This is a genomic window from Nonomuraea sp. NPDC051191, assembly GCF_044455665.1.
Classification (GTDB): Bacteria; Actinomycetota; Actinomycetes; order Streptosporangiales; family Streptosporangiaceae; genus Nonomuraea.
The window spans coordinates 1-24546 of the sequence record NZ_JBITEZ010000014.1; the positions used below are offsets into that span (position 1 = coordinate 1).

Here is a 24546-nt window from a genome sequence, read left to right on the forward strand (position 1 = left end):
GGTTACATTCCGAACCCGGAAGTTAAGCTTCTCTGCGCCGATGGTACTGCACTCGGGAGGGTGTGGGAGAGTAGGTCACCGCCGGACAATCTTTCGAAGAAGGCCCCACACGGTTGTGTGGGGCCTTCTTTGCGTTCTCTGGCATGGAAGCACGAACGAGGGCCACCCCCAGCAGCCGGGGTGGCCCTTTTTTGCGTTCGGGGACCAGTGGGGTCAGACGCGCTGCCACAGGGCCGGGACGTTGGACGGCTCCCAGCCGGCCTGTGACGTGTGCCCCTGCAGGCACCGGTACGTCTGCCCGCCGTACGTCACCTGGTCACCCGCCTGGTAGGTCACCCCAACCTTCCAGGTTCCGCCGCCCGGAGGCGGGCTCGTCGTGGGCGTGGGAGTAGGCGTCTGCGTGGGGGGCACGCCCTGGACGTTCAGCACGAAGTCGAACGTCGCCTCCTTCCCCGTGCCGACTGGACGGACGTTCATGAGGAGTCTCGGGTCGTAGATCGAGTCGGTGTTGTTGCGCGGCTCGCCGGGGAAGTAGAGCTGCGTGGTGAGGATCCCTCGGCCAGGAGCCTGCGCCTTGACGTGGATGTGCCTGGTACGACCGGGGTAGAGGCCGGGCACGATGGTGGTGAGCTTGTAGGCGCCCTGGGCGTTCGTGTACTGGTGCCCACGGAAGTTGTACGTGACGTTGTCGTAGTTGCCGTTGGTGTCCGCCTGCCAGAAGTCGAGCAGCACGTTCGCCAGCGGCTGACAGGAGGTGCCGAACACGTATCCGCTCACCGTCAGCGGGGTCCCCGAGCCGGGGAGGGTCGAGCGCTGGGGGGAGTTCGGCTTGAAGTAGGGGCCCTCGGTCTGCGAGATCGTCAGATCGTCGCCGTCGTCGCAGAACGGGGTGGGCTCAAGCTCCTGGCCGCTCCCGACCATGGTGCGGGCCAGGGCCGGCACCTCGCCGATCAGGAACGGGACCGGTGTCGCTATGAGAGCCGCTTTGAACAGCGCTTTTCTGGTGATTCCGCGCTGCCTTTCCTCGCGAGTGTTCTCGCCTTCCACGATGGCCTCCTTGAAAGCGCCTGCTGGGGGGTAGAGCAGGCTGTTCTCCAAGGTGGCACCCGCCGGGAGAGGTGAGTACCCTCCAATTTTCTATACGATTCACGATATGTTTGCCCCGCGTCCAGAGCGCTTCGCGTGGTCAGTAGGGTTGAGGGGTGGATTATCGTGCGGTTGAACGCGCCATCCTGGAGCGGGGCGTCGAGTGGGATTTCGAGCCGACGCTCGACAGGGTCGCCGCCCTCCTGGACCTGCTCGGCTCGCCTCAGCGGGCGTACCCGGTCATACACATCGCCGGCACCAACGGCAAGACGAGCACGGCGCGGCTGACCGAGGCGCTGCTGCGGGAGCGCAACCTGAGGGTGGGGCGGTTCACCAGCCCGCACCTCGTCACCGTGCGCGAGCGCATCACGGTCGACGGTGAGCCGCTGAGCGAGGAGCGCTTCGCCGAGGTCTACGAGGAGATCCTGCCCTACGTCGAGCTGGCCGACGCGCAGGGGCACCGGCGCATCCAGTTCTTCGAGCTGCTGACGGCCATGGCGTTCGCGGCGTTCGCCGACACGCCGGTCGACGTCGCGGTGATCGAGGCGGGCATGGGCGGGTCGTGGGACGCGACGAACGTCGCGGACGGGCTGGTGTCGGTCATCACGCCCATCTCCCTCGATCACATGGATCGTCTGGGGCCTGACATCCCGAGCATCGCCGGGGAGAAGGCCGGGATCATCAAGCCGGGTGCCACGACCGTGCTCGCTCAGCAGGAGCTGGGCGCGGCCGAGGTGCTGATGCGGCGTGCGGCCGAGGTCGGCGCGGTCGTGGCGCGCGAGGGGCTGGAGTTCGGCGTGCTCGGCCGAGAGATGGCGATGGGCGGGCAGCTGCTCACGCTGCGCGGGCTCAAGGGCGTCTACGACGAGGTCTACCTGCCGCTCTACGGCAGTTACCAGGCCAGCAACGCGGTCTGCGCGCTGGCCGCCGTCGAGGCGCTGACCGGCGGCGACGACCCCCTCGACGTCGATCTGGTACGCCAGGCGTTCGCTCAGGCGGCCTCGCCCGGCCGGTTGGAGGTCGTGCGGCGCACCCCCACGGTGGTGATCGACGCCGCGCACAACCCCGGCGGGCTGGAGGCGAGTCTGGAGGCGCTGCACGAGGCGTTCGACTTCGCCAAGGTGATCGGCGTGGTCGCGGTCATGCGTGACAAGGATATCGAGACCCTGCTGGACCTGCTGGAGCCGATGGTCGACGAGATCGTGGTGACGACCAACTCATCGCCCAGGTCGTTGTCGGCGCAGGAGCTCGCCGCGCTGGCTGTGCCGCTGTTCGGTGAGGACCGCGTGCACGTCGTCGAGCGGCTCGACGAGGCCATCGACAGGGGCATCGGCATCGCGGACGCCGAAGGGGAGTTCAGCGGGACCGGGGTGCTCATCACCGGTTCGGTGGTTACGGCGGGAGATGCCCGGCATCTGCTGAAGGCGGATGGTGTGAGATGAATTTCGAGGTTACGCCGGGCATGCGCAGGCTCGGCGCGAGCGTGCTCGGCATGGAGGCCATCGTGGCCGGGCTCGTCACGCCGGTCGCGATCACCGTGGGCGGTGTCGCCCCCGCGCTCGCCGTCACCGTGGGCATCGGGCTCGCGGTGCTGTGCGTGGTCGCCGCGGGCCTGCTCAAACGGCCCTTCGGGTACGTCATGGGCAGTGTCGTCCAGGTGCTGGCGATCGCCACGGGCTTCGTCGTGTCCACCATGTTCTTCCTCGGCGCGATCTTCGCCGCACTGTGGATCACCGCGATTATCGTCGCTCGCCGTGTCGAGGGCGTGACTTCCCGCTAAAGTCGGCCTACATGGCCGTCCCCCCAAATCAACGGTCGCCGCATTCGGCTGGCCTCAGACGTTCATGGCTGCTCGACGTGGTGCTCGGGCTGCTCGTCCTCGTGGCGCTGCCGTTGGCGATCGTCGCGATCCCCAACACGTTGTCCGTGGTCGCCGACCTGCTGCCGGGTGAGTTCGACCAGATCGGGCTGAGTCGTACGCACGGGCTGGCGCTGCCCGCCCTGATGCTGACCGTGCCGCTCGCGGCCGTCGCGTTACGGCGGATGAAGGTGGCCCACGTGCTGGTCGCGGGGCTCGCGCTGGTGGCGGTGGCCGACGCGGCGGGCGGATACGCGGCTTCCGAACTGGTCGTCGGTGTCGTACGCGTGCTGCGCGGCATTGGTGGCGGCCTGATCGTCCCGGCCACGCTGGTGGCGGTCTGGGACCGTACACCCGCGTTGCGGGGCCTGTGGGCCGGGGTGTTCGGCGTCAGCCTGCTGGAGGCTCAGGCGTTCGCGCTCTGGCCGCTGGTCGACGTGACGAGCTGGAAGGTCACGTTGCAGCCCTACCCGATGGCCACCGGGGTCGGGCTGGCGCTGGCGGCGGCGTACCTGGTGGTCTGGAGGCTCGCCGGGCGATGGCCCGCGCCCGCGCCGGACGCCCGGGAGTGCAGCCGGCTGCTGCTCGCGGCGGTGCCCGCGGCGGGCACCGCGGTCGTGGCGATCAGCACGGCGAGCGCGGGGTGGGGGGTCGTCCCGGTGATCCTGCTGGCCGGGCTGGCGATCGCCGGGCTGCTGGCGCTCGGCTCGATCGGGCGGTCGGAGAACCGCACGTACGCGTACACGATGGTGGCTGTCGGGGTGGTGCTACTGCCGAGCACGGCGCAGGTCACGCTGGTGGAGATGGGCGGTCTGGGCGGGCCGGGGCTGCGCGGGCTGTGGACGCCGTTCGGCGTGGCGGCGGTGCTCGCGGTCGTCGCCGGGGTGGGCGTGCGGATGTTCGCCAAGGGCGTGGGCCGGTTCGCGGCGCCGCTCGGGCTGTTGGCGATGGTGGTCGGCCTGTGCTCGGTGCGGCTGGTCGTGCCGTCGGCCGACGGGCTCGTGCTGGCGGTGCCGTTCACGCTGCTGGCGGTGGGGGCGACGGTCGCGGTGACGGCCACGCTCGGCGAGGTCGGGATCGGGGCGGCCGCGTTCGGGTTGTCGTTGTGCTTCGCGGGGGTGCTCGCGGGCTACCTGCTGGGCACCGGCGTGCAGATGTGGATGCTGGAGGGCGTCGGGTCGCGCCAGGAACTGGTCGACAGCTTCGTGGGCGCGTTGCACTGGTGGGCGTTGATCGGCGGGTTCCTGCTGGTGGGCGTCATCGTGCTGGCGGCGGTGATGGGGCGGCGGCCGTCCAGGGAGGAGGAACCGCCGTCCGGCGGCGAACTGGCAGAGGTCGCGGTCGGGGCCGGCCGGGGCAGCGAGGCGGCGGCGGAGGAGCCGGTCAGGACGTGGGGATCGGTCGTTCCCGAAGGTTCTCCCGCGCCTGAGGAGGACGAGCCGGGCGAGCCCGTTCCCGCGGTGCCGCCGCAGTCACCCTCGCCCGAGGACGGCGAGCGGTCCTGAGGGCCTGGCGTGCGCATGTCAGGTCGCCTGCCTCGCACCTGTGGTGGCGGGGCGGTCCTGACACTCCTCGCCCGCGCGCGTCGTGCCTGTGGCGTCGAGGGTGGGGGCGTGGACGGTAAGCTGAGCGACGGCTATGGCGACGCGAGGGCCCGTGCCCCGCGAGCGCCCTCGTGGTCAGGCCAGGCGCCTGTAGCCGCGACCCGAATCTGTTCAAAGGAGAACCACACGTGTCCGAGCGCACTCTTGTCCTGATCAAGCCCGACGGGGTGAAGCGTGGCCTCATCGGTGACGTGATCGCCCGCGTGGAGCGCAAGGGCCTCAAGGTCGTGGCGATGGACCTGCGCACCCTCGACGCCGACACCGCCAAGACGCACTACGCCGAGCACGCCGAGAGGCCGTTCTTCGGCGAGCTGGTCGACTTCATCACGTCGGCGCCGCTCGTGGCCATGGTCCTTGAGGGCCCGCGCGCCATCGAGGCCTTCCGTGCGCTCGCCGGCGCCACCGACCCGGTCAAGTCCGCCCCCGGCACGATCCGCGGCGACCACGCCCTGGAGATCGGCGAGAACGTCGTCCACGGCTCCGACTCGCCCGAGTCCGCGGCCAGGGAGATCAAGATCTTCTTCCCCGACCGCTTCTAGCAGTCAGCTTCACCCACGCGCCCGCCGGCTTCACGCCGTGCGGGCGCGTCTTTTTGTCGGCGGCACGTTGTAGCGTTCCAAGTCTGGCAGGCGCTGACGTAGTTGATCCGGTCGTGTGGGTGCAATTCGGGCAAAATCCAGGTTGAGGTAGGGGCTGGAGATTTTTGTGGAGCGCGAGGGCTCATTGCGCTCACTGGTGGGTACGTCACGTTACGATTCGAATTCGATCCGTAGTCATTCGCGAACGACGATACGGAGGGCTCCGTTCCCCATGGGCAGCAAGCTCGCGTTTCTCGGCCGTGACATGGCGGTCGATCTGGGCACCGCCAACACGTTGGTATACGTGCGTGGCCGGGGCATCGTGCTCAATGAGCCGTCAGTCGTAGCGATCAACACCACCACAGGCAAGATCGTGGCGGTGGGCATCGAGGCCAAGCGAATGATCGGTCGTACGCCCGGCAACATCGTCGCGGTCCGCCCGCTGAAGGACGGCGTGATCGCCGACTTCGACGTCACCGAACGGATGTTGCGCTACTTCATCCAACGAGTGCACAGACGACGCCATTTCGCCAAGCCACGCATCATCATCGCCGTGCCGAGCGGCATCACCAGCGTCGAGCAGCGCGCGGTGAAGGAAGCCGGCTACCAGGCAGGCGCAAGGAAGGTCTACATCGTCGAGGAGCCGATGGCCGCCGCCATCGGGGCCGGGCTCCCGGTGCACGAACCCACCGGGAACATGGTGGTCGACATCGGCGGCGGCACCACCGAGGTGGCCATCATCTCGATGGGCGGCGTGGTCACCAGCCAGTCGATCAGGATCGGCGGCGACGAGCTCGACCAGGCAGTGATCACGTTCGCCAAGAAGGAGTTCTCGCTGATGCTCGGCGAGCGCACCGCCGAGGAGATCAAGATGGCGATCGGCTCGGCCTGCCCCAACGGTGAGGAGTCCCACGCCGAGGTGCGCGGGCGCGACCTGATCAGCGGGCTGCCCAAGACGATCATCGTGTCGAGCGAGGAGATCCGCAAGGCCACCGAGGAGCCGGTCAACGCGATCGTCGACGCGGTGAAGACCACCCTCGACAAGTGCCCGCCCGAGCTGTCGGGCGACATCATGGACCGCGGGATCGCCCTGACCGGCGGCGGCGCCCTGCTCAAGGGCCTCGACGAGCGGGTCAAGGCCGAGACCGGCATGCCCGTCCACCTGGTGGAGAACGCCCTCGACTCGGTCGCCATCGGGTCGGGCAAGTGCGCGGAGGAGTTCGAGGCCCTGCAGCAGGTCCTGGTTCCGGAGTCGCGGCACTGATGAGAGACTCGCGCCGGGCCCGGCTGATCCTGGGAGTGCTGCTGATGGCGGCGCTGGTCGTCCTGACCATCGACCATCGTGCGGGCGACAGCTCACCGCTGCGCCCGCTGCGCTCGGCGGGATCCTGGGTGTTCGGCGCGGCGGAGCGGTTCGGCGGGGGCGTGGTGCGTCCCGTCGGCGGCTTCCTGCACGCCCTGGCCAGCGCGCCCAGCGCGCAGCGGCACATCGAGCAGCTCCAGGCGGAGAACGCCAGGCTGCGTGCCGGTCTGTCCTCCAGCACGCTCGACGCCACCCGGTCGGCTGAGCTCAAGAAGCTGCTCGGCCTTTCGGGCACCGGCGGCTACAAGGTGGTCACGGCCAATGTGGTTGCCAGGCGCGGGCAGCCAGGGTTCGAGGACAGCGTGCAGATCGACGTGGGCACGGGCGACGGGGTGCGTACCGACATGACGGTGCTCAACGGTGACGGGCTGGTCGGCCGGGTCATCCAGGCCTCGGCCACCACCTCGACCGTGGTGCTGCTCAGCGACCCCGCCTCGGCCGCCGGGGGGCGGTTGGAGGGCGGGCAGGAGATCGGCGTGGTGCACGGCGTGGGCGAGAACGGGCGGCTCGTGCAGTTCAGGCTGCTCGACTCGACGGCGCCGATGGAGCGGGGCGGCCGCATCGTCAGCTTCGGTTCCAAGAACGGGCGGCCGTACGTACCGGGGGTGCCGATCGGGGTGATCGAACGCGTCGAGTCCACGCCCGGGGAGCTGACCCGGATCGCCTACGCCAGGCCGTTCGCCGACCTGACGGCGCTCGACGTGGTCGGGGTGGTCGTCGAAGGGCCCAAGCGGGACCCGCGTGACGCGGTGCTGCCGGCCAAGGAGGGGGCGCGGTGACCGGCGACGGCACGGCCTCCGACGGGGCCGCTGCTGATGTGGTGATCGGGGGATGAGTGGCGTGCTGCTTTCGGCGGGGACGGAGGCGCGGTGATCGGGGCGATGGTCGTGGTGCTGGCGGTGCTGGCGCAGGTCATGCTGGTCAACCGGCTGCCGTTGCCGGCGGGCGGCGCGCCTGACCTGGTGCTGCTGGCGGTGGTGGGCGTGACGCTGGACCGTGGGCCGGTGGCGGGGGCGATGGTCGGATTCTTCTCGGGGCTGCTGGTGGACCTCATGCCGCCGACGGCGCATCTGATGGGCCAGTACGCGTTCGTGCTGGCGGTGGTGGGTTACGTGGCGGGGCGCGGCGCGGGCGGGCCGGCGACGACCGTCGTGCTGTGCGTGCTGATCGCGCCGCTGGTGGCCGTCGGGGTGGCCGGGCTGATCTCCGATCCGCGGGTGTCGCTGTCGACCTTGACCCAGCAGGTGCCCGTCACCGTTCTCTACACGCTCATCGTGGCGCCGGTGGTGATCTGGCTGGCCACCCGGGGGAGACAGCCGAGGTACTCGACATGATCCGCATGCGTGCCAGATTGCTGGTGCTGCACGTCCTGGTGGTGGTGCTGCTCGTCGTGCTGGCCGTACGGCTGTGGCAGGTGCAGGTGGTGCGCGGCCAGGAGTTCGTGACCAGGGCGATGGAGACCAGGACGCGCACGGTGATCGTGCCCGCGGTGCGGGGGCAGATCCTCGACTCCTCGGGGCGTCCGCTGGTGCGCAACAGGACGGCGCTGGTCGTGTCCGTGGACAGGACGAAGCTGAACAGGATGCCGGGCGGGGGGATGAGCGTGCTGCGCAGGCTCTCCGCGGTGCTCGACCGGCCGGTCAAGGACCTGCGGCAGCGCATCACGCCGTGCGGTCCGGGGGTGGGCAAGCCGTGCTGGACGGGGTCGCCGTACCAGCCGGTTCCGCTGGACGAGAAGGTGGACACGCGCGAGGCGTTGCAGATCCTGGAGCGGCAGGAGGAGTTCCCCGGGGTCACCGCCGAGATCCATTCCGTCCGGCAGTACCCGGGGGGCCGGGCCGGGGCGCAGATGCTGGGTTACCTGCAGCCGGTGACCGAGGCGGAGCTGGAGAAGCGCGAAGGGCTCAAGGCCAGTTTCTCCGGCGTCGACCTGGCGGGGCGCGACGGCATCGAGTACGTCTACGACGACGCGCTGCGCGGCAAGTCGGGGCTGCGCAGGGTGCAGGTCGACCGGATGGGCAAGGCCCTCGGGGTCGAGGAGCAGGTGCAGCCGGTCGCCGGAGACCATCTGGTGACCAGCATCGACGCGCGGGTGCAGGCGGTGACGGAGAAGGCGCTCGCGCACGCGATGCAGAGCGCGCCAGGGGCGGACGGCGGCGCCGCGGTGGTCCTGGACGCGCGTTCCGGGCGGGTCGTGTCGGTGGCCAGCGCACCGGGGTACGACCCGGAGATCTGGGCCGGGGGCATCTCGGCCAAGGGTTACCAATGGCTGCTGTCGGACAAGTCGGGCAAGCCGCTGGTGTCGCGGGCGATCAACGGGCAGTTCGCGCCCGGTTCGACGTTCAAGGTGTCGTCGGTGTCGGCGATGTTGCGGGCCGGGTATCCGATCAACGGCACGTACGACTGCCCTGGGGCGTACATGGTGGGCGACCGGTCCTTCAGCAACTTCCGGGGGATCGGCCTCGGGCAGATGAACCTGCACACGGCGCTGGTCAAGTCGTGCGACACGATCTTCTACCGGGCGGCGTACGAGCAGTACCTGAAGGACGGCGGGCGCAACCCGAAGAAGCGTACGAAGGAAGTGTTCGCCAACACCGCCAGGGCTTTCGGGTTCGGCCATGCGACCGGGGTCGACCTGCCGGGCGAGTCCTCCGGGCGCATCCCCGACCGGGCCTGGAAGAAGGACATGTGGAACCGGACCAGCGCGACGAGCTGCGAGCGGTCACGCAAGGGGTATCCGGAGGAGAAGGACCGGGCGCGGGCCGACTTCCTCAAACGCCTGGCGCTGGAGAACTGCACCGAGGGTTTCCTGCTGCGTCCCGGTGACTCGGCCAACTTCGCCATCGGGCAGGGCGACGTCCTGGTGACGCCGATGCAGCTCGCGCGGGCCTACATGGCGCTGGTGAGCGACGGCAAGGTCCGCAGCCCGCGCATCGGGTGGGCGCAGGTGCGGCCGGACGGCAAGGTGGTCAAGACCATCGACGTGCCGGTGGTCGGCAAACTGCCGATCAGCGACAAGGAACGCCTCTACATCAAGAACGCGCTGAGCCAGGTGCCCTCCGACGGCACCGCGGCAGGGGCGTTCACCGGCTTCCCCATGGACAAGGTGCGCATCGGCGGCAAGACCGGTACCGCGGAGGTGTGGGGCAAGAAGGACACCTCGTGGTTCGCGTCGTTCGCGCCCACCAACAATCCGCAGTTCGTGGTGGTCGTCATGGTGTCGCAGGGCGGCATGGGCGCCTCGACCGCGGCGCCGGCCGCACGTGAGATCTACGAGGGCATCTACGGCTTCAAGGGCGAGCCTGCCGCGGTGCCCGGGGGCAGGCTGCCGACCAAGCTGCCGAAGTTCGCGCCGGACGGGACGGTGATCCACCAATGACGCGCGCCATGGCGCAGCGGCGGCCCTCGCTCCTCCAGCGGGCGATCGGCGAGCACTCGGTGGTGCGGCGCATGGACGGGCTGATGCTCGTCGCCGTGGCCGGTCTGTGCCTGATCGGCACCCTGCTGGTGTGGTCCTCGACCCGCACGTGGGCGCCCGGGGCCACCGGGCTGGTGAAGAAACACCTGCTCAACGAGGTCATCGGCGTGACACTGTGCGCCGTGGTGGCGATGGTGGACCATCGGGCGATGCGGGCGTACGCGCCGTTGGTGTTCCTGGTGTCGCTGGTGGGCCTGGCGCTGGTGATCACGCCGCTGGGGGCGACGATCAACGGGTCGCACTCGTGGATCCTGCTCGGGGGCGGGTTCGCGGTGCAGCCGTCGGAGTTCGCCAAGGTCGGGCTGCTGCTGATCATCGCGATGCTGCTGGCCCAGCCCGCCGAGGGCAGCGACCGGCCGCGCGGCCTGGACATCACGCTGGCCCTGATCGCGGCGGGCATCACGATGGGGCTGGTGATGCTGCAGCCCGACCTCGGCACCGCGCTCGTGCTCGCCGTGATCACGGCGGCGGGGCTGGTGATCGGGGGCGTGCGCAAGCGGTGGATCGTGGCGCTGGTGCTCGTGGCGGCGGCCGGGGTGTTCAGCGTGTTCTACTTCAACCTGCTGGAGCCGTACCAGGTGGCGCGGTTCACCGCGTTCGTCGATCCGAAGGTGGATCCGCGCGGGGTGGGCTACAACAGCACGCAGTCGCTGATCGCGATCGGCTCGGGGCAGCTGCTGGGCAAGGGGCTCTTCGGCGGCGGGCAGACGACCGGCCGGTTCGTGCCCGAGCAGCACACCGACTTCATCTTCACGGTGGCGGGGGAGGAGTTCGGGTTCATCGGGTCGGTCACCGTGGTGCTGCTGCTCGGCGTGGTGCTGCTGCGCGGGCTGAAGGTCGCCCGGCACTGCGACGACCGGTTCGGCACGCTGGTCGCGGGCATGATCGTGTGCTGGTTCGCGTTCCAGACGTTCATCAATGTCGGGATGACGATCGGGATCATGCCGATCACCGGACTGCCGCTGCCCTTCGTGTCGTACGGCGGCACCGCCACGTTCGCGAATCTCATGGCGGTCGGGCTGCTTCTGGCCATCAGGGTGCGGCGGCAGTCGTTCAGCTAGAAGAAAGGGCGGGCCGTCCGACCGGCGCGTTGGTGTCCGGCCGGACCTGTCACCGTCCGCGCGCCGCTACCCTGGAAGGTATGCCTGTCGAGTCGATATTCCACCGCCTGGAAGCGCTGCTGCCCAAGGTGCAGAAGCCCATCCAGTACGTCGGGGGTGAGCTCAACTCGACCGTCAAGGACTGGGACTCCGCCGACGTACGGTGGGCGCTGATGTACCCGGACGCCTACGAGGTCGGGCTGCCCAACCAGGGCGTGGCGATTCTCTACGAGATCCTCAACGAGCTGCCCCGCACCCTGGCCGAGCGCACCTACGCGGTCTGGCCGGACCTTGAGGCGCTCATGCGGGCCGAGGGCGTGCCGCAGTTCACCGTCGACGCGCACCGGCCGGTGCGCGCCTTCGACGTGCTCGGCCTGTCGTTCTCGACCGAGCTGGGCTACACCAACATGCTGACCGCGCTCGATCTCGCCGGGATCCCGCTCAGGGCCGTCGACCGGGGTGAGGACGACCCGATCGTGCTCGCCGGCGGTCACGCGGCCTTCAACCCCGAGCCGATCGCCGACTTCCTCGACGCGGCCGTGCTCGGCGACGGCGAGCAGATCTCGATCGCCATCTCCGAGGTCATCCGTGAGTGGAAGGCCGAGGGGCGTCCCGGCGGGCGCGACGAGCTGCTGATGCGGCTCGCCGAGTCCGGCGGCGTCTACGTGCCGAAGTTCTACGACGTCGACTACCACCCCGACGGGCGCATCAAGCGGGTCGCGCCCAACAGGTCCGAGGTGCCGTGGCGGGTGCACAAGCACACGGTGATGGACCTCGACGAGTGGCCCTATCCGAAGAAGCCGCTGGTGCCGCTGGCCGAGACGGTGCACGAGCGGTTCAGCGTGGAGATCTTCCGCGGCTGCACGCGCGGGTGCCGCTTCTGCCAGGCGGGCATGATCACTCGTCCGGTGCGGGAGCGGTCGATCACCACGATCGGCGCCATGGTGGACAACGGCATCAAGGAGTCCGGCTTCAACGAGGTCGGCCTGCTGTCGCTGTCCTCGGCCGACCACTCCGAGATCGGCGAGGTCGCCAAGGGCCTGGCCGACCGCTACGAAGGCACCAACACCTCGCTGTCCCTGCCCTCGACCAGGGTCGACGCGTTCAACATCGACCTGGCCAACGAGTTCTCCAGGAACGGCAGGCGCTCGGGTCTCACGTTCGCCCCCGAGGGCGGCTCCGAGCGCATGCGCAAGGTGATCAACAAGATGGTCACCGAGGAAGACCTCATCCGCACGGTCACCACCGCCTACTCGCAGGGCTGGCGGCAGGTGAAGCTCTACTTCATGTGCGGCCTGCCCACCGAGCAGGACGAAGACGTGCTCGGCATCGCCGACCTGGCCAAGAAGGTCATCCAGGCGGGTCGCGAGGCCACCGGTAGCCGTGACATCCGCTGCACCGTCTCCATCGGCGGGTTCGTGCCCAAGCCGCACACCCCGTTCCAGTGGGCCGGGCAGGCCGACCACGAGACCGTCGACAGGCGGCTCAAGGCGCTGCGCGACTCGCTGCGCGGCGACAAGCAGTACGGCCGGGCCATCGGCTTCCGCTACCACGACGGCAAACCGTCCATCGTGGAGGGCCTGCTCTCGCGGGGCGACCGCAGGGTCGGCGCGGTGATCAGGGCCGTCTGGGAGGACGGCGGCCGGTTCGACGGCTGGAGCGAGCACTTCTCCTACGACAGGTGGATGCAGGCCGCCGAGAAGGCGGGCGTCGACGTCGACTGGTACACCACCCGCGAGCGGGCCGAGAACGAGGTGCTTCCGTGGGACCACCTCGACGCCGGGCTCGACCGCGAATGGCTGTGGCAGGACTGGCAGGAGGCCGTGTCCGGCGGTGAGGTCGAAGACTGCCGCTGGACCCCGTGTTACGACTGCGGGGTCTGTCCCACCATGGGCACCGAGATCCAGATAGGCCCGACAGGGCGCAAGCTCCTTCCTCTCACCGTGGTCTAGCGCGCTCAGTGGGCGAGCCGTGTCACGGCGTACACGGACACGTGTCGCGGCGGCTTATCCTGGGAGTAGGAACTCTTACAAGGGAAGGACGCAAAGCTCTGAAACCTGTTCCCGACGGGCCTCCGCCCGCGCCTACGGTGCAGCGCCTTCGCGTGCGTTACGCCAAGCGCGGCCGCCTGCGCTTCACCAGTCACCGCGACATCTCGCGGGCCGTCGAGAGGGCGGTCCGTCGTGCCGGTATTCCGGTGGCCTACAGCGCGGGCTTCTCGCCCCACCCGAAGATCTCCTACGCGGGCGCAGCGCCGACCGGCGTCGCCAGCGAGGCCGAATACCTCGAGATCGGTGTCACCACGTTGTGTGACCCCGAGCAGGTCAAGTCCAGCCTGGACGCGTCGCTGCCGCCCGGTCTCGATGTGGTCGACGTCGTGGAGGCGGGCCCAGGGGGGCTGGCCGACCGACTGGAGGTCTCCGACTGGGAGGTACGCCTGCCCGGCGCCGATCGCGAGCTCGCCCAAGTGGCGGTGGAGAAATTCCTCGCGGCGGGCACCGTGGAGGTCGAGCGCCTCACCAAGAAGGGTCCCCGGCGCTTCGACGCGCGGGAGGCCGTCCTGGGGCTCGTGGTGTCCGAGGGAACAGACAGAACTGCAGCTCAGGTGCCAGGACAGACGTGTGTCATACTGCGCATGGTTGTTCGGCACATGACGCCTGCCGTTCGACCCGATGATGTGCTCACAGGGCTGCGCCTTGTGGCCGACTTCGCGCCGCCGGTCCCCCCCGAGGTGACCAGGCTGGCGCAGGGGCCGCTCGACGCCGGTACCGGTGCGCTTGCCGACCCGCTCGGCCCTGACCGCGAGACGACGCGCGGCGGCGAGGCGGGACCGGCGGGTGAGCACGTCGTCGGCTAAGGAGGTGCCCTGCGTGAGCGGGGCGCCACCGCTGACAGGACTTGGCGCCCGCGCCTCCTTCCCGGAGGCGGGGGCGGACAACGAGACACGATGGCTCCTGCGCGGCGCGGCGACGCGCCCGGGAGCTGACGGGAGAGCGCCCGCATGCTCGACAATGAGCCCAACGCCGGGGCCACTGGCCCTGACGGGGAGACAACTGAACAGCCCAAGGTGACCAGGCGCCGCCGCTCCGCGAGCCGCCCGGCGGGTCCCCCGCCGGAGCTGCCGGAGGAGCCGGCCGCCGCCGCCCCGATCACGGTCGCGGCCGCACAGGCCGCGCCGTCGGTTGCCGACGTGCAACCGGTGCAGACCAACGCCGTGCAGCGCGCGGCCGGTGAGCCCGCCCCCGACGCGGGGCGCGGCAGGAGAACCCGGGCCCGCGCGGCGGCGCCCGCAGCCGAGGCCGGAGCCGCCCAGGGCGTTCAGGCACAGCCCGGCGCGCCCGAGGGCGCCGCGGCTGGAGCCGGTGCCCTTGCGGCCGGTACGCCCGAAGGTGTCGCGTCCGGAGCCGTCGTGCCTGAGGGGCCGGCTCCGCAGCAGGCCGAGAGCCCTGCCGCTACGCAGGCCGGCACGTCGGCCGAGCCCGTCGTGGCGCCCGTCGTCGACCGGCGGGAAGCCGCCGAGCGGACGGCCGGCGCGGCCGAGCCGGTCGTGGCGCCCGTGCTGCAGAGCCCGGAGGCCGAGAGCCTGGCGTACGCGGGCGGTCCGGCCGAAGCCGGCGAGGTGGCCAGTGTGGTCGAGGCGGCCGTGGCTGACGCCGTGGTCGACGCCGCCGACATGCCCGAGGAGAAGCCCAAGAGGGCCACGCGCACGCGGTCCACCGCGACCACGACGCGCCGCCGTACGACGAAGAAGGCCGAGCCGGAGGTCGCGGGAGCGCTCCCGGAGGAGGAGGCCGAGGCGCCGAAGCGGCGGCGTACGCGGAAGAAGGCCGAAGAGGTCGTCGTGGAGGCGCCGGCGGGCGCCGACGTCGAGGTCGTCGCGACGCCCTCCGACGTCGAGGTGGCCGTCACCGTGCCCGAGGCCGCCGAGGCGGCCGACGAGGACATCCTGGAGATCCTGCCCGAGGACGAGCCGCTCGACGACGAGCCCGCCGGTGAGGACCTCGACGAGGAGGTCGACCGGCCGAGCCTGCTCGCCGACCCCTTCGGGCTGAGCGCGCGCAGGACGGACGAGCCGGGCACGGCGTTCCAGCGTCCCGCGGCCATCTTCGCGCCGCTGTTCCAGGCCCCCGACCCCACCCAGGGCAAGCCCGCGGTGATCCGGCGGCCCGAGCCCGAGCCCGAGCCGGAGCCCGAGGAGGTCGAGGAGCTCCTCGACGAGACCCTCGTCGAGGACGAGGGTGAGATCGACACCTCCGACGAGCAGGAGGAGGAGGGCGGCGGTCGCCGTCGCCGCCGCCGCCGCGGAGGCAGGGGCCGCGGCAAGTCGCGCGAGCGTGACGAGGGCGAGGAAGGCGAGGAAGGCGACGAGGAGGCCGACGAGGACCAGGGCGAGGAGGGCCAGGAGGAAGAGGCCGCCGGCTCGCGTCGTCGTCGCCGCCGTCGCCGCCGCGGCACCGAGGAGACCCTGGAGCCCTCCAGCGACGACCCGCCGAACACGGTGGTGCGCATCCGCGCGCCGCGTTCCGGCCGCGCCGCCTCCCTGGTGACCGCCACCGACGGCGTGCAGAGCGTGCGCGGCTCGACCCGCCTGGAGGCCAAGAAGCAGCGCCGCCGTGAGGGGCGCGAGCTCGGCCGCAGGCGTCCGCCGATCATCACGGAGTCGGAGTTCCTGGCTCGCCGCGAGTCCGTCGACCGCATGATGGTGGTGCGCCGCCACGGCGACCGTACGCAGATCGCGGTCCTCGAGGACGGCGTGCTCGTCGAGCACTACGTCAACCGCGAGGCCAGCCAGTCCTACGTCGGCAACGTCTACCTGGGCAAGGTCCAGAACGTGCTGCCGTCGATGGAGGCCGCGTTCGTGGACATCGGCAAGGGGCGCAACGCCGTCCTGTACGCCGGTGAGGTGAACTTCGACACCGCCGGGCTGGAGGGACAGCCCAAGCGGATCGAGGCGGCGCTGAAGTCCGGCCAGTCGGTGCTGGTGCAGGTCACCAAGGACCCGATCGGCCACAAGGGCGCCCGGCTCACCTCGCAGATCAGCCTGCCCGGCCGTTACCTGGTGTACGTGCCGGACGGGTCGATGACCGGCATCAGTCGCAAGCTGCCCGACAAGGAACGCACCCGGCTCAAGAGCATCCTCAAGAAGGTCATGCCGGAGAACGCCGGTGTGATCGTCCGTACCGCGGCCGAGGGCGCCTCCGAGGACGAGCTGGCCCGCGACGTGGCCCGGCTGTCGGCCCAGTGGGAGAACATCCAGAAGAAGGCCAAGTCGGCCAGCCCGCCCGAGCTGCTGTCGGCCGAGCCCGACCTGACCATCCGGGTCGTGCGCGACGTGTTCAACGAGGACTTCACCTCGCTGGTCGTGCAGGGCGAGGACGCCTGGGACACCGTCGACGAGTACGTCAAGTATGTCGCGCCGCACCTGGCCGAGCGCCTGTCGCGCTGGGACACCGGGCAGGGCGACGTGTTCGAGTCGTACCGGATCGACGAGCAGCTGGGCAAGGCGCTGGAGCGCAAGGTGTGGCTGCCGAGCGGCGGCTCGCTGGTGATCGACCGTACCGAGGCGATGACCGTCGTCGACGTCAACACCGGCAAGTTCACCGGCCAGGGCGGCAACCTCGAGGAGACCGTCACCAGGAACAACCTGGAGGCGGCCGAGGAGATCGTGCGCCAGCTGCGGCTGCGGGACATCGGCGGCATCATCGTGATCGACTTCATCGACATGGTGCTGGAGTCCAACCGCGACCTGGTGCTGCGGCGGCTGCTGGAGTGCCTGGCGCGCGACAGGACCAAGCACCAGGTCGCCGAGGTGACTTCGCTGGGCCTGGTGCAGATGACGCGTAAGCGGGTCGGCCAGGGGCTGCTGGAGGCGTTCTCGACGCCTTGTGAGTGCTGCAACGGGCGTGGGCTGATCGTCTCGACCGAGCCGGTCGAGGCCAAGCCCGAGCCGCGTGGTACGCAGGGCAAGATGGCGATCGAGAAGGCGGTCTCGGACAAGGTTTCCGCGGCCAAGGACTCCGCCAGCCGTGATACCGTGACCGGTGCGCTTGATGACGTCCCGGCTGAGGACGACCAGGCCAGCCAGACTTCCGGCAGAGGGCGGCGACGCTCCCGCCGAGCCAAGTCCGCCGAGTAGCTTCGGCAGGCTTCCGACGATCCGTCCGGTTCGCCTAGGGCACCGTAAAGCGGTACCCTGGTGAATCGGTGCGTCAGGTGACGTGCCCTGTTGGCGCGCTTACTCGGTTCGTCGGTTTGAGACAGGCCGAATGATAGGCGCAGCATTCGGCGGCCGCCTCGATGCGGGGCGGCTGAGGTCAACAGCGAGTCAGTAGAAGGGTTCCGCGGTGTACGCGATCGTTCGTTGCGGCGGCAGGCAGCAGAAGGTCTCCGTCGGTGACGTCCTCGAGGTGGACAAGGTCGCCGGCGAGGTCGGCTCTTCGGTTACGCTGCCGACGGTGCTCGTCGTCAACGACGGCGATGTGACCACCGAGGCGGGCAAGTTCACGGTCAACGCCGAGATCCTCGGTGAGACCAAGGGCCCGAAGATCCGCATTCTCAAGTACAAGAACAAGACCGGTTACAAGAAGCGCCAGGGTCACCGTCAGCGGTACACCCAGGTGAAGATCACCGGTATCGACCAGGCCTGATCGGGAGTTTGAGAGATGGCACACAAGAAGGGCGCGTCGTCCACCCGGAACGGCCGTGACTCCAATGCTCAGCGCCTGGGCGTCAAGCGCTTCGGCGGCCAGCTGGTGAACGCGGGCGAGATCATCGTTCGCCAGCGCGGCACCCACTTCCACCCCGGCGACAACGTCGGCCGCGGTGGCGATGACACGCTGTTCGCGCTGGCCGCCGGCCACGTGCAGTTCGGCGTCAAGCGCGGTCGTCGCGCCGTCAGCATCGTTCCCGTCGCGGAGTAATCAGCTTCGCTTCGGTGTTGCTTCAAGGGGTGGATCGCCTGTCGATCCACCCCTTAGGCGTTTTCTGGGGCCCTGCGGGGGCGCCCTGTTGTAGTTGATCTTGTATGCCCTGGTGGGCTGATGGAGGAGAGCTGGATGCCGGACTTCGTGGACCAGGTGGTCCTGCACGTCAAGGCCGGTGACGGGGGGAACGGGTGTGCCTCCATCCACCGGGAGAAGTTCAAGCCGCTCGGCGGCCCCGACGGAGGGAACGGCGGCCGCGGTGGCGACGTGATCCTTGAGGTCGATCCCAACACCGCGACGCTGCTGGACTACCACCGCCGTCCCCACCGCAGCGCCGACAACGGCAAGCAGGGGCAGGGCTCCAACCGCGACGGCGCCAACGGCGACGACGTGATCCTCGTCGTCCCGAACGGGACCGTGGTGAAGGACGCCGGCACGGGTGAGGTGCTGGTGGACCTCGTGGGAGCCGGCACCCGGTACGTCATCGCCCAGGGCGGCCACGGCGGGCTCGGCAACGCCGCGCTGGCCACATCCAGGCGCAAGGCGCCCGGGTTCGCGCTGCTCGGGGAGCCCGGTGACGGGCTCGACGTCATGCTGGAGCTCAAGAGCGTCGCCGACGTGGCGCTGGTCGGGTTCCCCAGCGCGGGCAAGTCGTCGCTGATCGCGGCGCTGAGCGCGGCCAAGCCGAAGATCGCGGACTACCCGTTCACCACGCTCATCCCCAACCTGGGGGTCGTGACGGCCGGCGAGAACGTGTTCACCGTCGCCGACGTGCCCGGCCTGATCCCGGGGGCCTCGCAGGGCAAGGGGCTCGGGCACGAGTTCCTCCGCCACGTCGAGCGTTGCGACATGCTCGTGCACGTCATCGACTGCGCGACCATGGAGCCGGGACGCGACCCGATCAGCGACTACGAGGTGATCGAGGCCGAGCTGCGGGCGTACGGGAAGCTTGAGGACCGGCCGCGGATGATCGTGCTGAACAAGGCCGACGTGCCCGACGCGCGGGAACTGGCCGACATGGTCAGGGCCGAGTTCGAGGAGCGGGGGCTGCAGGTCTTCGTCATCTCGGCGGCCACGCACGACGGGCTGCGGGAGCTCACGTACGCGATGGGCGAGTGGGTGGCGGCGGCCAGGGCCAACAAGCCGGTCGAGGAGCCCACCCGACTGGTGATCAGGCCCAAGCAGCTCGGTGAGGCCGGGTTCAAGGTGCGGCGGGTCAACGAGAACATGTTCCAGGTCACCGGTGAGAAGCCGGAGCGGTGGATCCGGCAGACCGACTTCAGCAACGACGAGGCCGTCGGTTACCTGGCCGATCGGCTCGAACGGCTCGGTGTGGAAGAAGAACTGGTCAAAGCGGGCGCCATGGCCGGGGCCGAGGTGGTCATCGGGCCGATGGAGGGCGGGTACGTCTTCGACTGGCAGCCGACGCTCAGCGCGGAGTCGGTGCGGCAGGGGCCGCGTGGCTCGGACAACCGTCTGGGGTAGACAGCGGCGCGGCTTGGACGACCGTCTGGGGTAGACAGCGGCGCGGCTTGGACGACCGTCTGGGGTAGACAGCGGCGCGGCTCGGACGGCCGTCTGAGGTTGACAGCCGCCTGGTGGTCGCGCCGCCGTCCGGTGACGGTCCCGCTGCGGTGCGGCGGTGGCGGGACGGCGGTGCAGTGGCGGTCGGACCGTGGTGGTGTGGGCGGTCGGCAGTGGTGCGGGCGGTCGGTCGTGGGGTTCTGCCTGGGGTGAAGGGGGCCTGGGGTGGGGGGCGGGCTCGGATAGGCTGCCAGGCGTGCGGGAACAGATCAGCTCAGCGTCGAGGGTCGTCGTCAAGGTCGGCTCCTCCTCGCTCACCACCCCCCAGGGCATGATCGACGTCGACCGGGTTGACGCCCTCGTCGACGTCCTGGCGGCGCGGCGGCGTGCCGGGACGCAGATCGTGCTGGTCTCCTCGGGAGCGATCGCGGCGGGCCTCGGCCCGCTGGGGTTGTCGGCGCGACCACGCGACCTGGCCACCCAGCAGGCGGCCGCCTCCGTCGGCCAGGGGGTGTTGGTCGCGCGCTACACCTCCTCCTTCGCCCGCTACGGCCTGCGCGTCGGCCAGGTGCTGCTGACCGCCGACGACATGATGCGCCGCGCCCACCACGCCAACGCCCAGCGCACCCTGGCCCGGCTGCTGGAGCTGGGCATCGTGCCGATCGTCAACGAGAACGACACGGTCGCGACCGACGAGATCAGGTTCGGCGACAACGACCGGCTCGCGGCGCTGGTCTCCCATCTGACCCACGCCGACGCGCTGGTGCTGCTGTCCGACGTCGACGCCCTCTACGACGGCCCGCCGAGCCGGGCGGGCTCGCGCCGGCTGGCCGAGGTCCGCGGCCCCGAGGACCTGGTCGGCGTCGAGCTGGGCAGGAACGGCGCGGCGGTCGGCACCGGCGGCATGGTGACCAAGGTCCAGGCGGCCAGGATCGCCACGGGCGCGGGCGTGCCGGTCGTGCTCACCGCCGCCGCCCACGCAGCCCAGGCGCTCGCCGGGGCCGACATCGGCACCTACTTCCACCCCGGCGGCCGGCACCCCGGCACGCGGCTGCTGTGGCTCGCCCACGCCACCACCGGGCGCGGCCGGCTGCACCTCGACCAGGGGGCGGTCGAGGCGATCGTGGGCCGCCGCAAGTCGCTGCTGCCCGCCGGCGTGACGTCCGTGGAGGGCGAGTTCGCCGCGGGCGACCCCGTCGACCTGTGTGCTCCGCAGGGCGGGGTGGTGGCGCGCGGCCTGGTCAACTTCGACGCCGCCGAGATCCCCGGGCTGCTCGGACGCTCAACGAGAGAGCTGGCCAGCACGCTCGGTCCGGAATATGAACGCGAGCTGATTCACCGGGACGACATCGTCATACTGGAAGGCCATCACCAGTGAGGAGCACGCGATGTCCGAGGAGTTCCTGAAGGTCGCCCGCGCGGCACGAGAGGCCGCCGCCGAGCTGGCCCCGCTGCCGCGGGCGCCGAAGGACCGGGCGTTGCGGGTGATCGCCGACGCCCTGGTCGCGCACGCGGCGGAGATCGTCGAGGCCAACGCCGATGATGTCGAGCGGGCGCGGGCCCAGGGCACGTCCGAGGCGATGGTCGACCGGCTGCGGCTCGACGAGGCCAGGATCGGGGCCATCGCCGAGGCCGTGCGGGAGGTGGCCGACCTGCCCGACCCGGTCGGCGAGGTCGTCCGGGGGAGCACGCTGCCCAATGGGCTGGAGCTGCGGCAGGTCAGGGTGCCGCTGGGCGTGATCGGGATCATCTACGAGGGGCGTCCCAACGTCACGGTCGACGCCGCCGCGCTCTGCCTCAAGAGCGGCAACGCGGTGCTGCTGAGGGGCTCGTCGAGCGCCTACTCCTCCAACACGGCGCTGGTGCGGATCATGCAGGACGCGCTCGCCGGCACCCAGGTGCCCGCCGGCGCGGTGCAGCTCGTGCCGGGCCGGACGCGCGACTCGGTCAAGGAGCTGATGCGCGCCCGCGGGCTGGTCGACGTGCTGATCCCGCGCGGCGGCGCGGCGCTGATCAACTCGGTGGTCGAGGAGTCCACGGTGCCGGTGATCGAGACCGGCGTCGGCAACTGCCACGTCTACGTCGACGCGGAGGCCGATCTCGACCTGGCCGTGCAGATCCTGGTCAACTCCAAGGCGCAGCGGCCGTCGGTGTGCAACGCGGCCGAGACGTTCCTCGTGCACGAGGGGGTCGCCGACGCGTTCGTGCCCAGGGCGCTGCGGGCGCTGGCCGAGGCGGGGGTGACCGTCCACGGTGACGAGCGGATCGCCGGTTTCGGGGAGGTCGTGCCGGTCACCGAGGACGACTTCTTCACCGAATACCTGTCACTCGACATCGCCGCCGCCGTCGTCGGCTCGCTGGAGGACGCCGTCGCCCACATCCGGCGCTACGGCTCCGGGCACACCGACGCGATCGTCACCCGGTCGCAGCGGGCCGCCCGCCGCTTCGTCGCGCTCGTCGACTCGGCGGCCGTGGCGGTGAACGCTTCGACCAGGTTCACCGACGGGGGCGAGTTCGGGTTCGGCGCGGAGATCGGCATCTCCACGCAGAAGCTGCACGCGCGCGGGCCGATGGGCCTGCCGGAGCTGACCTCCACCAAGTGGGTCTACACAGGAGAAGGGCATCTGCGCACGTCAGAAGGCACCGTGGTGCCCGGCCCGGCTTGCGGTTAGTCGGCGTGTCGGGCTGACCGGTGGCCCGCGGCCTGGGTTGACTGGGTGTCATGGAAATTGTCGTCGCCCTTGTCTTCTCCGCCGCGGTGCTGTTCGGCGCCGACCGCCTGCTGCTCTGGCTGGAGCGCCGTGGTCACGTCAACTGGCGCAGGAAGGGGCGCAAGGCCCTGTCCGAGGAACCCACGGCCGAGTTCGACAGCATGCTCTCCGACCGTTCACACCGATAAAGGTTCAACGGCTCCGGCGCGCCGCGGACGTCAACTGTCGTCCCAGCGCTAGGGTTGTGTCCCTTATGGGCGCGCCGGGCGGGGAGGGACGGTGAGCAAGCTCGGCAAGGTCGGGCCGTACAGCCTGGTCGAGCGGCTCGGCCGAGGAGGGATGGGCGAGGTCTACCTCGCCACCACCCGCCGTGGCGAGCAGGTCGCACTCAAGGTCCTCCACGACCTGACCGAGGACGAGATGTCCCGGGTCAGGCTGGAACGTGAGGTGCGCGCGCTGCGCAGGGTCGAGAGCCCCTACGTGGCCAAGGTGCTCGACGCCGATCTGAGCTGTGCCCGGCCGTACCTGGTCATGGAGCACATCGAGGGCGTCACGCTGCTGGAGCGCGTACGCCAGAGCGGGCCGCTCGACCTGGGGCAGCTCGTGCACATGGCGCAGGGCATCGCGGCGGCGCTGGCCATCATCCACGCGGCCGGGGTCGTGCACCGTGACCTGAAGCCGGGCAACATCATCATGGGCACCGAGGGGCCGGTCCTCATCGACTTCGGCATCGCGCAGGTGCTCGACGCGACCAGGCTCACCATGACCGGCACGTTCCTCGGCACGCCCGGCTACACCGCGCCGGAGATCTTCGCCGACGAGCAGGTCGACTCGCCCGCCGACGTGCACGCCTGGGCGGCCACCGTGGCGTTCTCGGCGACCGGGCGGCCCACGTTCGGGCGCGGCACGGCCGAGGCGCAGATGTACGCGGTGCTGAACGGGCAGGCCGACCTCAAGGGCGTGCCGGTGGCGCTGCTGCCGCTGGTGCGGGCCGCGCTCAACCGGGAGCCCGGCAAGCGGCCCACCGCCGCGCTGCTGGCCGACCGGCTCTCCCGGCTGGCCAAGGCCACCAGCGGCCCCGACGGCGACGCGCCCGCGGCCGCCGAGGAGGCGTCCAGGGGCGAGAGGGAGCGGAGCCGGGCGAACGGCGCGGCGGCCGAGATCCCCGCGCCACGCGGCCGGACCGGCACGGAGGGCAAGACGCCCGTGCCGCGCGGCCGTACGGGCACGGAGGGCAAGACGCCCGTGCCGCGCACGCGTACCGGCGTGGACGGGAAGCCGCCCGTACCCAGGAACCGGACCGAGCCGCCGGCGGCGAGGAGCCGGGCCGAAGGCGCCGCCTCGGGCACGCGCCCCAGGCCGGGCACGGACGGCGCGGCCCCCGGATCGCGCACCAGGACGGGCGCCGACGGCTCGACCCCCGGCTCCCGCGCCAGAACCGCAGCGGACGGAGCGCGCGCGAGGACCGGCGCCGAAGCCACCCCCGGGCCCCGCGCCAGGACGGGAACGGAAGGCACCCGCGCCAGGACGGGCACCGACGGCTCGACTCCCGGCCCCCGCGCCAGAACCGCAGCGGACGGAACGCGCGCCAGGACCGGCGCCGACGGGACGCGGGTCAGGGCCGACGGCGCGGTTCCGCCGCCGAGGGGCAGGACCGGCACCGACGGCAAGGCCGCCGCGTCCCGGTCCAGGACCGGCGCGGAGCCCAAGACGGGCCCGCGCGCGCGGGCGACGGCGGCCGTGCGGAGCAGGTCACAGGACGGCGGCCGGCGGGGCAGGCTCAGGGCCGAGTCGCCGACCACGCTGCCCGCGGGCAACACCGCTCTGCTGCTGCTCGCGGTGCTGGCGGTGCCGTGCGTGGTGACGTCGGTGATCTGGCCGATCGCCTCCATCGCCATCACCACGGCGTTCGTGGTGCTGACCAGGACGCTCTGGATGAGTCATTGGCTGGTCAGGAAGCGCAGCGCGCGTCGCATGCGGATCGCGCTGCGCGTGTTGCTGTTCCCGTTCGCGCTGACCGGGGCGGCGGCGACCGCCGTGGTGTGGCCGGGGGTGCCCGTCGCGGTGGCGTCGGGCGGCGCGCTCTGGGTGACCGGGGGCGGTCAGATCGACTCCGACTGGTGGCAGCAGCCGGCGCCCGTGACGGTCGCGGCGGTGGTGTTCGGCATGTTGTGCGGCGGTATCACCGGGCGCGAGATCGAGCGGATCGGCGGCAAGCTGCCGGAGTTGCGCAGGGAAGGGCTACGCGCACTGGCCGTGCTGGGCGGGTTCGTCGCCCTGTGCGCGGCCGCCGTGCGCGCGATCGCCCTTCTGCTGTAGAC

General features: G+C 70.7%; 20 protein-coding genes and 1 rRNA gene. 20 read left to right on the forward strand and 1 reads right to left on the reverse strand.

Annotation, left to right across the window (positions count from 1 at the left end):
* A 5S ribosomal RNA gene (gene rrf, locus ACIA8R_RS35955) occupies positions 1-87 on the forward strand; the annotation flags it as partial.
* A 126-nt stretch (positions 88-213) separates the two neighbouring features.
* Here rrf and ACIA8R_RS35960 read toward each other — a convergent pair.
* Positions 214-1047, reverse strand: coding sequence for a carbohydrate-binding protein (locus ACIA8R_RS35960; RefSeq protein WP_357698935.1), 834 nt, complete (start codon positions 1045-1047; stop codon positions 214-216).
* 155 nt (positions 1048-1202) lie between these two features.
* Between ACIA8R_RS35960 and ACIA8R_RS35965 the strand changes: the two genes are divergently transcribed.
* From ACIA8R_RS35965 to ACIA8R_RS36055, 19 genes are all read left to right on the forward strand, one after another.
* Entirely contained in the window at positions 1203-2528 is a 1326-nt protein-coding gene (locus ACIA8R_RS35965; protein ID WP_397042240.1) for a bifunctional folylpolyglutamate synthase/dihydrofolate synthase, read from the forward strand.
* Positions 2525-2866 carry a DUF4233 domain-containing protein gene (locus ACIA8R_RS35970; protein ID WP_357698931.1) on the forward strand — a complete coding sequence of 114 codons (342 nt, stop codon included), beginning with the start codon at positions 2525-2527 and terminating at the stop codon, positions 2864-2866. The genes ACIA8R_RS35965 and ACIA8R_RS35970 overlap by 4 nt, the downstream gene beginning before the upstream one ends.
* 77 nt (positions 2867-2943) lie before the next feature.
* Positions 2944-4449: a hypothetical protein gene (locus ACIA8R_RS35975; RefSeq protein WP_397042241.1), complete on the forward strand. Its 1506-nt coding sequence runs from the start codon at positions 2944-2946 to the stop codon at positions 4447-4449.
* A 227-nt stretch (positions 4450-4676) separates the two neighbouring features.
* Positions 4677-5087: a nucleoside-diphosphate kinase gene (ndk, locus tag ACIA8R_RS35980; RefSeq protein ID WP_364091034.1), complete on the forward strand. Its 411-nt coding sequence runs from the start codon at positions 4677-4679 to the stop codon at positions 5085-5087.
* A gap of 271 nt (positions 5088-5358) precedes the next feature.
* Entirely contained in the window at positions 5359-6390 is a 1032-nt protein-coding gene (locus tag ACIA8R_RS35985) for a rod shape-determining protein (protein ID WP_352358052.1), read from the forward strand.
* Entirely contained in the window at positions 6390-7268 is an 879-nt protein-coding gene (gene mreC / locus ACIA8R_RS35990) for a rod shape-determining protein MreC (RefSeq protein WP_357698926.1), read from the forward strand. The genes ACIA8R_RS35985 and mreC overlap by 1 nt, the downstream gene beginning before the upstream one ends.
* A gap of 90 nt (positions 7269-7358) precedes the next feature.
* Positions 7359-7823, forward strand: a complete 465-nt coding sequence (gene mreD, locus ACIA8R_RS35995) for a rod shape-determining protein MreD (protein WP_397042242.1) — start codon at positions 7359-7361, stop codon at positions 7821-7823.
* Positions 7820-9868 (forward strand): penicillin-binding protein 2, encoded by a 2049-nt coding sequence (gene mrdA, locus ACIA8R_RS36000; protein ID WP_357698922.1) that lies wholly within the window; start codon positions 7820-7822, stop codon positions 9866-9868. The genes mreD and mrdA overlap by 4 nt, the downstream gene beginning before the upstream one ends.
* Positions 9865-11028, forward strand: coding sequence for a rod shape-determining protein RodA (gene rodA / locus ACIA8R_RS36005; protein ID WP_397042243.1), 1164 nt, complete (start codon positions 9865-9867; stop codon positions 11026-11028). Before mrdA ends, rodA begins: the two co-directional genes overlap by 4 nt.
* An 80-nt stretch (positions 11029-11108) precedes the next feature.
* Positions 11109-13019, forward strand: a complete 1911-nt coding sequence (locus ACIA8R_RS36010; protein WP_357698919.1) for a TIGR03960 family B12-binding radical SAM protein — start codon at positions 11109-11111, stop codon at positions 13017-13019.
* Positions 13020-13171: 152 nt separating this feature from the next.
* Positions 13172-13924 (forward strand): TIGR03936 family radical SAM-associated protein, encoded by a 753-nt coding sequence (locus tag ACIA8R_RS36015; protein ID WP_357698917.1) that lies wholly within the window; start codon positions 13172-13174, stop codon positions 13922-13924.
* A gap of 144 nt (positions 13925-14068) precedes the next feature.
* Positions 14069-17203 carry an Rne/Rng family ribonuclease gene (locus ACIA8R_RS36020; RefSeq protein ID WP_397042244.1) on the forward strand — a complete coding sequence of 1045 codons (3135 nt, stop codon included), beginning with the start codon at positions 14069-14071 and terminating at the stop codon, positions 17201-17203.
* A 208-nt stretch (positions 17204-17411) separates the two neighbouring features.
* On the forward strand, positions 17412-17714 hold the full coding sequence (gene rplU, locus ACIA8R_RS36025) for a 50S ribosomal protein L21 (RefSeq protein ID WP_357698913.1): 303 nt from the start codon (positions 17412-17414) through the stop codon (positions 17712-17714).
* 15 nt (positions 17715-17729) lie between these two features.
* A complete protein-coding gene (rpmA, locus tag ACIA8R_RS36030; RefSeq protein ID WP_012893687.1) occupies positions 17730-17987 on the forward strand; it encodes a 50S ribosomal protein L27 in 258 nt (85 codons plus the stop codon).
* Positions 17988-18122: 135 nt separating this feature from the next.
* Positions 18123-19475: a GTPase ObgE gene (gene obgE, locus ACIA8R_RS36035; protein ID WP_397042245.1), complete on the forward strand. Its 1353-nt coding sequence runs from the start codon at positions 18123-18125 to the stop codon at positions 19473-19475.
* Positions 19476-19770: 295 nt separating this feature from the next.
* Positions 19771-20892 carry a glutamate 5-kinase gene (gene proB, locus ACIA8R_RS36040; protein ID WP_357698909.1) on the forward strand — a complete coding sequence of 374 codons (1122 nt, stop codon included), beginning with the start codon at positions 19771-19773 and terminating at the stop codon, positions 20890-20892.
* Between the two features lie 10 nt (positions 20893-20902).
* Positions 20903-22186 carry a glutamate-5-semialdehyde dehydrogenase gene (locus ACIA8R_RS36045; protein WP_397042246.1) on the forward strand — a complete coding sequence of 428 codons (1284 nt, stop codon included), beginning with the start codon at positions 20903-20905 and terminating at the stop codon, positions 22184-22186.
* Positions 22187-22236: 50 nt separating this feature from the next.
* On the forward strand, positions 22237-22413 hold the full coding sequence (locus ACIA8R_RS36050; protein ID WP_357698905.1) for a hypothetical protein: 177 nt from the start codon (positions 22237-22239) through the stop codon (positions 22411-22413).
* 91 nt (positions 22414-22504) lie between these two features.
* Positions 22505-24544, forward strand: a complete 2040-nt coding sequence (locus ACIA8R_RS36055) for a serine/threonine protein kinase (protein WP_397042247.1) — start codon at positions 22505-22507, stop codon at positions 24542-24544.
* The last annotated feature ends 2 nt before the right edge of the window (positions 24545-24546 follow it).

What these genes read in the sequence shown, in the direction of transcription:
- ACIA8R_RS36020 (WP_397042244.1), top strand. Translation starts at nt 14,069, where the DNA reads ATGCTCGACAATGAGCCCAACGCCGGGGCCACTGGCCCTGACGGGGAG.
- ACIA8R_RS35970 (WP_357698931.1), top strand. Translation starts at nt 2,525, where the DNA reads ATGAATTTCGAGGTTACGCCGGGCATGCGCAGGCTCGGCGCGAGCGTG.
- obgE (WP_397042245.1), top strand. Translation starts at nt 18,123, where the DNA reads ATGCCGGACTTCGTGGACCAGGTGGTCCTGCACGTCAAGGCCGGTGAC.
- ACIA8R_RS36050 (WP_357698905.1), top strand. Translation starts at nt 22,237, where the DNA reads ATGGAAATTGTCGTCGCCCTTGTCTTCTCCGCCGCGGTGCTGTTCGGC.
- mreC (WP_357698926.1), top strand. Translation starts at nt 6,390, where the DNA reads ATGAGAGACTCGCGCCGGGCCCGGCTGATCCTGGGAGTGCTGCTGATG.
- rpmA (WP_012893687.1), top strand. Translation starts at nt 17,730, where the DNA reads ATGGCACACAAGAAGGGCGCGTCGTCCACCCGGAACGGCCGTGACTCC.
- mrdA (WP_357698922.1), top strand. Translation starts at nt 7,820, where the DNA reads ATGATCCGCATGCGTGCCAGATTGCTGGTGCTGCACGTCCTGGTGGTG.
- rodA (WP_397042243.1), top strand. Translation starts at nt 9,865, where the DNA reads ATGACGCGCGCCATGGCGCAGCGGCGGCCCTCGCTCCTCCAGCGGGCG.
- ACIA8R_RS36045 (WP_397042246.1), top strand. Translation starts at nt 20,903, where the DNA reads ATGTCCGAGGAGTTCCTGAAGGTCGCCCGCGCGGCACGAGAGGCCGCC.
- ACIA8R_RS35985 (WP_352358052.1), top strand. Translation starts at nt 5,359, where the DNA reads ATGGGCAGCAAGCTCGCGTTTCTCGGCCGTGACATGGCGGTCGATCTG.
- ACIA8R_RS36010 (WP_357698919.1), top strand. Translation starts at nt 11,109, where the DNA reads ATGCCTGTCGAGTCGATATTCCACCGCCTGGAAGCGCTGCTGCCCAAG.